This is a genomic window from Streptomyces sp. NPDC048420 (genome assembly GCF_040651535.1).
Lineage (GTDB): Bacteria > Actinomycetota > Actinomycetes > Streptomycetales > Streptomycetaceae > Streptomyces.
In genome coordinates this window covers 1-8,907 of sequence record NZ_JBEZKG010000068.1, presented here as the reverse complement: position 1 = coordinate 8,907, position 8,907 = coordinate 1, and the positions used below count along the sequence as shown (strand labels likewise).

The 8,907-nt window shown below is 69.2% G+C and carries 5 protein-coding genes and 4 pseudogenes; 2 read left to right on the top strand and 7 right to left on the bottom strand.

Annotation, left to right across the window (positions count from 1 at the left end; all coding sequences use genetic code 11):
- Window positions 1–94: 94 nt before the first annotated feature.
- The 6 genes and pseudogenes from AB0D34_RS47160 to AB0D34_RS47135 all read right to left on the bottom strand — a co-directional run.
- Window positions 95–589: pseudogene (locus AB0D34_RS47160) on the bottom strand (molybdopterin-dependent oxidoreductase); the annotation flags it as partial.
- A gap of 666 nt (window positions 590–1,255) precedes the next feature.
- Window positions 1,256–1,357 (bottom strand): annotated as a pseudogene (locus tag AB0D34_RS47155) (pirin family protein); the annotation flags it as partial.
- A 458-nt stretch (window positions 1,358–1,815) separates the two neighbouring features.
- Window positions 1,816–2,859, bottom strand: a complete 1,044-nt coding sequence (locus AB0D34_RS47150) for an alcohol dehydrogenase catalytic domain-containing protein (protein WP_362674365.1) — start codon at window positions 2,857–2,859, stop codon at window positions 1,816–1,818.
- Between the two features lie 62 nt (window positions 2,860–2,921).
- Window positions 2,922–4,256, bottom strand: a complete 1,335-nt coding sequence (locus AB0D34_RS47145; protein ID WP_362674363.1) for a four-carbon acid sugar kinase family protein — start codon at window positions 4,254–4,256, stop codon at window positions 2,922–2,924.
- Window position 4,257: 1 nt separating this feature from the next.
- On the bottom strand, window positions 4,258–5,523 hold the full coding sequence (locus tag AB0D34_RS47140) for a RuBisCO large subunit C-terminal-like domain-containing protein (protein ID WP_362674361.1): 1,266 nt from the start codon (window positions 5,521–5,523) through the stop codon (window positions 4,258–4,260).
- Between the two features lie 44 nt (window positions 5,524–5,567).
- Window positions 5,568–6,635, bottom strand: a complete 1,068-nt coding sequence (locus AB0D34_RS47135; RefSeq protein ID WP_362674359.1) for a 2-keto-3-deoxygluconate permease — start codon at window positions 6,633–6,635, stop codon at window positions 5,568–5,570.
- A gap of 248 nt (window positions 6,636–6,883) precedes the next feature.
- Here AB0D34_RS47135 and AB0D34_RS47130 point away from each other — a divergent pair, with 248 nt between their 5' ends.
- Window positions 6,884–7,639, top strand: a complete 756-nt coding sequence (locus AB0D34_RS47130; RefSeq protein ID WP_362674357.1) for a DeoR/GlpR family DNA-binding transcription regulator — start codon at window positions 6,884–6,886, stop codon at window positions 7,637–7,639.
- Window positions 7,640–7,678: 39 nt separating this feature from the next.
- Here the strand turns inward: AB0D34_RS47130 and AB0D34_RS47125 are convergent.
- Window positions 7,679–7,864, bottom strand: a pseudogene (locus AB0D34_RS47125) (LuxR C-terminal-related transcriptional regulator); the annotation flags it as partial.
- A 371-nt stretch (window positions 7,865–8,235) separates the two neighbouring features.
- Between AB0D34_RS47125 and AB0D34_RS47120 the strand changes: the two are divergent.
- Window positions 8,236–8,798 (top strand): annotated as a pseudogene (locus AB0D34_RS47120) (DUF4291 domain-containing protein).
- Window positions 8,799–8,907 lie beyond the last annotated feature (109 nt).

The following is an 8,907-nucleotide window of genomic DNA, read 5'->3' as shown; positions in this document are numbered from 1 at the left end:
TTTCGGCTACCTCACCCCGGCCGAGACCAGGCAGCGGCATCAGCACGCCCTCGCGGCATAACGATCACGTGTCCGAGATCACGGGGAAACTTCACCCGGAGGTGTAGAAGGCGGCCTGGTCCGGATTGTCGAGCGCGTCGAGTTCGCGGGCGATCACGGCGAACGCGTCGTCCCAGGAAATCGGCCGGTAGCGGTCGGCGCCTGGCGGGCGGTACATGGGGTGGGTGAGACGTCCCTGCTGCCCGAGCCAGTAGTCGCTGCGCGGAAGCAGATCCTCCAGGGTGTGCTCGGCGAAGAAGTCCGGGGTCACCCGGCGCACGGTGGCCTCCTCGGCCACCGCCTTGGCACCGTTCTCGCAGAACTCCGCCCTGTGCCGGTGCTCCGGCTCGGGCCAGGCACAGCCCGGACAGTCGAAGCCCTGCTTCTGATTGACCCGGAGCAGAGTGAGGAGGCTGCGACGGGCCCCCATCTGTTCGCCGGCGTGCCGCAACGAGGAGGTGACCGCGGGGAGACCGGCGGCGTACTCCTTCGGCGGGCCGACCCCCAGTCGGGCGTCACCGGGGTCCTCGGCAGGTGGCTTGCGAGTCATCTGTAGCGCTACTCCGCGGTAATAGGGGAAACAGAGCCATTCCATCGCCGGGCATCGCGGCCGCCGTTCGGGGAGCCGCCCCACCAAGGCAGGCCTGTTGCTAATTACACAACAGTATCTTGATACGCAACAGACTTAAGGAAGCCCGACCCGCAGCCCCCTGTCAAGACCGCCGCTCCGCCGATTCGAGGCGGCGCCCGGCTTGCACACCGCCCCCGTTGCGACCGCAGATGTCCGCGGAGGGGTGGGTGTCATCAGCTGGGCGTCCGAGGGCCCAGGGCCTCGGGGCCGCAGACCTCACCCCGCCCTGACCGAACTGCTGCGCGCCGAGGGCATGGTGAACAAGTTCGTCGAATGCCACGGCGACGGCGTCACGCCCCCTGGCGGGGCGGCCACCCGGAAACCGCGACGCCAAGACGGATAGTGCGGTGCGCAGCGAGCAGCGACGACACCTGCCTCAACTACGCGTCAGGTCAGCGTTCATCCGGGCCGCGACCTGGCCTGACCAAGCGTCGGAAAAGTCGGCAAGAGGTCTGCCACAGCTGCCTGCGGACGGCCACGTTGTGGAACCGCCGACCACCCCAGGCCGAGACAGCAAGCGGCCGACCGCGGGAGGCATCGCCCGACCGCGCCCCACTCGACAGCGTCACCAAAACGCAAACATCCCTACAGCGGATCACCGTCGTACCCCTTCACCTCACCGAAGCGTGAACCCGTCATCCAGTCCGCCCGCGCCTGTTCGATCTCTGCCTGGGACCGCCCGATCCAGATCACTCGGCATTCACGCAGGTCAGAGCCATGCGAGTCCCCCGAAGTCAGGTGTGACAACACCCCACGGCCGATCCGCGCATCGTTCAGCTCCAGCACTCCGTATGGACACACGCTGAAGTTGGGCGGTCCCCTTCGCATGGGCCCAGCGCAGCGACAGACACCGCTAACGGACCGGACCGGTATTGCCCAGATACATCACGCGGGCCCGGGCGTCGTCCTATTGACACCTGGCCGCCCTCCCCGGTGAGCTTCACCCCGCCGGCCTGAGCCCGGGCCACCGACTCTGGCGACCAGCCCGTCATCCACGGCGCTCGTCGCACCCACAGCGGCCTCCCCGGACCCGATGTCACTCGTCACGTCAGCCATCAACTGTCGCTTCCAGCCCGGGAGTTACACCGCTCACCTTCAGCCCCCTACCGCCGCGTCCTCTGCGGGCTCCGGCCGGTATCGGAGCGTCAGCCCAGCCCTGGTACCAGCAGCACCTTGCAGGCATCCCCGGTGAGCAGGTCGATCGCCTGGTCGACCTGGCTGAGTTGCAGTCGGTGCGTGATCAGCCAGTCCAGGTCCAGGCGTCCGGAGTTCAGCAGGAGCAGCGTCTGCTCCCAGGTTTCCCACAGGCGGCGGCCGAAGATGCCCCGCAGTGTGATGCCCCGCTTGTTGATCTGGGCGGCGACGTCGATCGGCACCGGCCGGCCCGGGTGCCCCACGGTCACGACCGTTCCTTCCCGGCGCACGGCGTCGAACAGGGACGGGAGCGCGGCGGCCGCTCCCGAGCATTCGAAGGCGACGTCGGCCCCGCCGCGGTGGCCGCTGAGTTCGCGGCTGCGCTCGGCGACCCCGTCTCCGGGCTCCATCGTGATCACTCCGAGCCGTTCGGCTTCGGCGCGGCGGAACGGATTCGGCTCGATCACGATCACGTAGGCGGCACCCATGAGCGCTGCCAGTCGCGCGACGACCATGCCCACCGGCCCGGCGCCGCTGACCAGTACGCCGCGGCCGGCCACCGAATACCCGGCGCGCTGAATGGCGTGCACCGCGACGCCGGCCGACTCCAGCAGTGCGCCGGTCTCCAGGGGCACGCTGTCGGGAAGGGGGACGCAGATGCGTTGCGGAACGGCGACGCGTTCGGCGAAGACCCCGTCGAAGTGCATGCCCAGGATCTGCGTGCGCTCGCAGGTGTGAGCGTCCCCGGTCCGGCATGCGAAGCACTGACCGCACGCCAGGTGGCTTTCCAGAGCGACGCGGTCACCGACGCGCAGGTTCTCCACCCCGGTGCCCACCTCGACGATGGTGCCCGCCGCTTCGTGACCGAGTACGACGGGAAGTCCCAGGTTGAACGCCTGGGCCGCCGGTGACCACTCGTAGCATTCGCGGTCGGTGCCGCACAACGAGGCCGCCGCGATCTCCACCACGACCGCGCCGTCCCCGGCTTTCGGCTCGGGCGCATCGGCGACGTACTCGACTCCCCTGTCCGCGACTGCTTTGACGACTGCCCTCATGAATGCACACTCCTTCGTGTCTTGTACGTGGCGGGTTGACTGGTGGCCCGGACGGACGGTGGTCAGGTCGCGGGTTGCGACTGCGACTGCCGCTGCGGCTGCGGCTGCGGCTGCGCGAAGCGTTCGAGGACATCGACCGGACCGACCTGTCCGCCCTTGAGCAGCAGCCGGCAGCCGGCCACGGCCGCTTCGCTGTCGGTACGGCAGACGGGGGCGGCCGTGACGAACTGGGTGGCGACGCGCAGCTCGCTCACCCCCATGGCCAGCAGTGCGTGGCTGGAGGTGTCGCCGCCAAGCACGGCGACGTCCCGGGTGAGGCCCTTGACGGCCAGGTTTCCGGCCAGGGTGCCCAGGAGTCCGCCCACATGGGCGGCGTCGAGGGGACCGGCCGCGGCGTAGCGGGGGTCCTGTGTACCGCGTGTGGTGTGCACGATGACGTTCCGTCCGGCCATGAGCAAGGCCGCCGCACGTTTCTCCAGATCGTCCAGCAGGGACGGATCCTGTCCGTTGAGCAACTGCGTGGGCACGGCCAGCTCGGCCCAGCCGTGCGCGACGGCGTCGGCGATCTGTGCGGCAGTCGTGCTGGAGGCGGACGCGCTGACGGCCAACACGGGCCCGGAGGCGGGCTGGGCGCTGTCGGCCACGTCGGACCGCCCGGTGGCGGTGCGGGCGAGGGCTGCCATGACACCGCCGGAGCCGACCACGATCGAGGGGCCCTGCCGGGTGTCGTCCTCTCGTAGTGCCAGCGCGAGGGTGTCGAGGTGGCCGTCCTCGACGGCGTCCACGACGAAGGCGGCCCGGCTGGAGCGCCGGAGCGTCGCCCACTGCTCGCCGAAGGAACCATCGGCGTGGGCAGGGAGGTGGATGGCCCCGGGGATCTCGCCGGTACGCAGCTGCTCGGCGATCACCTGCCGCAGGTCGGCCTCGTGCATGGGGGTCGATGGATGCTGCGCCATGACGGGATGCCGGTCGAGCCGGTAGGCGTCGCCGGAGTAACCGGCGAAGTGGTTGCTGAAGGCGGTGTACCGACCGAAGCCCGGCTGTGCCGGTGCGACCGCGACCGGGCCGTGGTGAGGGAAGCGCTCGTGCAGCAGCTCGATGCCTCTGCCGATGCTGCCGCGTGCGGGGGCGCTGTCGAAGGTCGAGCAGACCTTGTAGATCAGCACTTCGGCATCGACGGTGGCGATGCGTTCCAGCTGTGCGCGCACCAGCTCGTCGAAGGCCGCCCCGCCGAGCGAACGAGACGGTCCGGCGATCCCTACGACATCGCAGTCGGCGGGCAGCGGCCGACTGCCGTCCCCGATGACGAGCACGGCGTCGAGACCGTGCCGGTGGGCCTGTGCGAGGACATCGCTGGCACCGGTCAGGTCGTCGGCCACGAAACTGACGTACGTCATGTCAGGCCACACCTCCGAACGCGCGCCCGGCGTGCAGCAGCGCCCGGTCGCCTGCCTCGGCCGCTGCGTGTGCCGCCACGTCCAGGGGAACACCGTCGACGGCGGCCGCCCAGGCGGCCCGGAGACTGCGCACGCCGGCCGCCGGTCCGTCGGGGTGCGCTGCCACGCCGCCGCCCGCGAGCATCAGAAGGTCGGTCGAGCCGACCGCGGTGAAGGTCGGTGCCGGGGTGGTGACGTTCTGGCCGGACGACAGGGTCGGTACCGGACTCAGCGTCTTGCCCAGGGGTTCGAGCAGGCTGCGTACGTGGGCCGCGACCTCCTCGTCGGTCTCGTAGAACTTGCTGCCGAGACCGCTGACATGCAGATGGTCGGCTCCCGCCAGGCGGGCCAGCTGCTGCCACACCCGGTACGACATCCCCAGCGCCGGTGAGCGCATCGATGCGGCCAGTCCGGCGCGGTGCCCGTGCACGGGGACTTCGGAGAACTCCCGCAGCCAGGCCAGCGCGGGCAGTCCCATGACGGGGACGTTGAGCATCACGCACCGGCCGCCCGCCTCGACCACCAGATCGTGGCGCCGGCGGAGCCCTGCGAGGTCCCCCGTGATGTTGAAGGCATACATGACCGGATGGCCGGTGAGCTGCTCGGCCTCCCGGATCTCTTCGGTGGCCACGGCGACCCGGCGCTCCAACGGGAGGTACGCCGGATCGGTCATCAGCTCGTCGTCCTTGATCAGATCAACCGACGCCCTGGCCAACTCCCGTACGGCCAGGCGGAACTCGCTCTCGTCCAGACCGACGTTCGGCTTGATGATGGTGCCGATCATGACGCCCTCGGCACCCCCCATCAGCCTGCGGGTGCCCGGAATGCCGAACGCCGGGCCCGGGTGAGCGGCGACGAACTCGTCCGGCAGCTCGATGTCCTCCAGGCGGCAGGCGAACAGCTCGCCCAGCTCGAAGAGGTTGCCCGCGATCGTGGTCTGCAGGGTCGCCAGGTCGGTGCCGATGTTCTCCATCGGGAACTCGACCACCACAAGAGCGGCCCGCACCGCCTCGGGGCGGGAACGCGACGGCAACGACGGGCTGCGCGCGCCCAGGTCCCGCACGCTGACGACCTTCGCGGCATGCCGTTCTCGGATGCGGGGGGACTCGCCGGGCACAGCGACGAAGGTGCCACTGGACTGCTCCCCGGCCATGGCCGCGGCAGCCTGCTCCGGATCGGTCTCCGACTCCAGGTAGTAGGTGCAGCGCACGACCCGCTGGTCACGCATGGGTTCTCCGTTTCTCGACGACTGTGGTGTGAGGGGCGTTCGTCTCAGGTGCCGTCGTGCTGTGCGGCGCCTTCCCTGCTTGCGCCGACCGCGTGAGGCGGGGCGGAGGACGGCCCATCGCCGTCGGCTGTTGCATCGCCGAGTCCGTCGGCCGTGGCGGACTGCTTCAGGATCCGGCGTGCCCAGAAGACGGTGATCAGCGGACACAGGATCGACGTCACCACGACCGATGAAGCGACGAGCACGGTCGCGTACTCGGCGGCCGGCGCGTAGACGGGATTGGCGGCCGCCACGATCGAGGGGACCACTGCCGCGTTGCCTGCGGTGGTCGCCGCTGCCAGGCCCGCTATGCCGTCGCCACCGCTCGCCTTGTCGGCCAGCAGCAGCACCGCCCCGCCGACCAGCACCACGAACAGCCCCAGCCCGACCCCCAGCAGACCGGCCTCCCAGACGGCGGTCAGGTTGAGCGTCAGCCCCAGTGACAGCCCGAGGAACGGCACGATCGCCGGCACGGCGGGGGCCAGGAAGCGACGCATCTCGGGATCGAGGTTGCCCAGGAGCATCCCGAGCACCAACGGCAGGATCGCCCCCACCAGGGTCTGCCAGGGGAAGGCGGCCAGACCGGCGACGCCGAGCGTGACCATGGTGAGGAAGGGCCCGGACTCCAGGCTCATGACGCTGTAGGCGCCGACGTCGCGCTTACGCCCGAACTGGGCCATCAGTGACATGTAGAGGCCGCCGTTGGTGTCGTTCAGCGCCGCCACGACCGCCAGCGTCGACAATCCCGCGAAGACACCACCGCTGACCGGCGATTCGCCGAGGAACCTCCCCAGGACGATACCGACGACCAGCGCGAACAGGACCTTGGTCCCCAGCAGCACACCGCCCTTCTTGGCGATGTAGGGCGTCGCCTTCACGTCCAGGGTCGCGCCCAGACACACGTAGAAGACGGCCAGGATCGCGGGCAGGCCCGTGTACAGGGCTCCGGTGAAGGAACCGAAGAACTCTCCGGAGCCCGGCGCCGCCGTGTGCACCACGGCTCCGACGAGCATCGGGACGAGCATCAGCCCGCCGGGCACCTTCTCAATGCCGGCTTTGATGGCGACAGCCATGGGGACCTCCGAACGACGATGTTCGAATGAACATTGGGTGACTCGGAACGTAGCCGCAGGGAGCGGGCGGGTCAATGGGTTCTCGCCACGGAATCACCTGTATCGAGCCGAAGCCGCCCGTGTGAGCAGGTGTCGCGACAGGTCGAACGAGTCGCTGTAATGTTCACATGAACACAGCTGGACGGGGTGGCAGCAGTGGGTCACCCCTGGTTGCAGCCCAGAGCAGGAGGCCGGATAGCGTGATGAGCGTGGCTCAAGACGAGATGGAACCCGTGCGCAACTCCCGACAGCGAGCCATCCTCAGTGCCTTGCAGGAATTCCGGCAGGTCGACGTCAACACGCTCGCGGAGCGCTTCGGGGTGTCCGGCATGACGATCCGCCGCGACCTGGCCGAGCTCGATCAGGCAGGGCTGTTGGACCGGGTCCATGGCGGCGCCGTGCCACGCCGGGCACCCGCCTACGGGTCCCGGTCCTCGACGATGACGTCCGAGAAGTCGAGAATCGCGCGGGCCGTGGCGGACCTGGTCAGGCCAGCTGCCTCGGTGGGCATCGACACCGGCACCACCTGTACCGCCGTCGCCGCGGAACTCGCCGTCCGGGACGATCTGACCGTGATCACCAACTCACTCCACGCGGCGTTCGAACTGCGCGACACGAGGAGCCGGGTCCTCGTCCTGGGCGGGCTCATGACACCCGAACTGAGCCTGGTCGCCTCCACGGCCGCGCAGGAAAGGCCGCAGATCCATCTGGATCTGATGATCCTCGGCTGCGGCGGACTGTCGGTCGACCGCGGGATCACCTACTTCGACCCCGCCGAGGTCGAAGTGCGCCGCACACTTCTCGATCTCGCGGACCGGGTCGTTGTCGCCGCCGACCACACCAAGTTCGACCGCAAGAAGGCGATGGCCCTCGGTGACCTGTCGGTCATCGACGTCCTCGTCACCGACCAGTTGCCTCCCCCTGAGCTGCGCTCCGCATTTGGGGAGGTCGTGGTCGCTCCGTAGTGCCCGAACCGAGGGCGGACTCATAAGGGCCCGGTTGCTGGCGGCTGGCTTGTTCATCATCTCCCGTAGGTACGTCTTGACCGTGTTGACCGAAAGGTTCAGCTCGTCGCCGATCTCGGGGTTGGTGTACCCGGCCGCGACAAGCCGGAGCACGTCGTACTCGCGGGCGGTGACCGGGGCCGCGGAGGGGGCGGACCGCTCGGTGCGGAACGTTCCGGTGCGCACGACGCTGCGGAACGCGTCGCGCACGGCCGTGCCGTCGGCGTCCTTGACCAGCAGCCCGCAGGCCCCCGCGGCCAACGCCGGTGCGACGGCGGCGGGTTCGGGGAAAGCGGTGAAGAGCAGGACTCGGCTGGCGGGGCTTTGACAGGTCGGCCGTGGCCAGCGCCGGGTCGGCGAGCATCATCGCGTACCGGCCACCGGCCGGGAACGTGCCGTTGATCACCACGTTGCCGTAGACGTGCGGGGCGGGCAGCGCCGTCACGACGACATCCGCGGCCGTGCATGGTCGCGGTCAGGGCGCAGTTGAGCAGCACCGCCCGGCAGTGCGAGGAAACGGCTCGCGAGGTTCATGGGACGGATGACAGGGTGCCGCCATGGCACCTCAGTATCAAATTCGTGCCGACTACGACGCTCGCACGATCCTGGTCTACCAGGCGTACGCGCCTGTCATCGCCGACGCGGCACTGCGGGCAGGCCGCTTCGTCACGCCGTTCTCATTCCACAGGATACGTGGATCAAGCCGTCGTTCATGTGGCTGATGCACCGCAGCAACTGGGCCCGCAAACCCGGTCAGGAGCGCGTTCTCGCGGTACGGATAACGCGCGAGGGATGGGAGGAAACCCTGTCCCAGGCCGTGCTCACGACCGCAGCCCAGCGGGATCGCCGAGGCGGCCGTGCATGTCCAGTGGGACCCGGAGCGCTCGCCGCGCGGGGCGGCGCTCAACCACTACATCATCCAGGTCGGCATCGGCCGCCACCTGATTCGCACGTTCACCGACGACTGGATTGTGAGTCTCACCGACCTCACCCCGCAGGTCCGCAAGGCCACGTCCTGACACAGACTGGGCATGCCGCGAAAGCTCAGCGACTGTTCCCCACAGAGCGCGCCTACCCGCTGGCCCGGGCACTGGAGAACCGCCTCTCCTCAGGTGGGTGACTGCCGACTGCCGCAGGGTGGCGTCCCGCCAGGTGCAACGCCGTTGCGTTTAGCTGGGTGGTGCCTTGTCAAGAATGCCGTCCGTGATGATCGCGGTGTGGAGCTTGTA

Excerpts from the sequence above, each read along its gene's own strand:
- AB0D34_RS47150 (WP_362674365.1), bottom strand. The coding sequence starts at position 2,859 with ATGAGGGCAGTCGTCAAAGCAGTCGCGGACAGGGGAGTCGAGTACGTC.
- AB0D34_RS47145 (WP_362674363.1), bottom strand. The coding sequence starts at position 4,256 with ATGACGTACGTCAGTTTCGTGGCCGACGACCTGACCGGTGCCAGCGAT.
- AB0D34_RS47140 (WP_362674361.1), bottom strand. The coding sequence starts at position 5,523 with ATGCGTGACCAGCGGGTCGTGCGCTGCACCTACTACCTGGAGTCGGAG.
- AB0D34_RS47135 (WP_362674359.1), bottom strand. The coding sequence starts at position 6,635 with ATGGCTGTCGCCATCAAAGCCGGCATTGAGAAGGTGCCCGGCGGGCTG.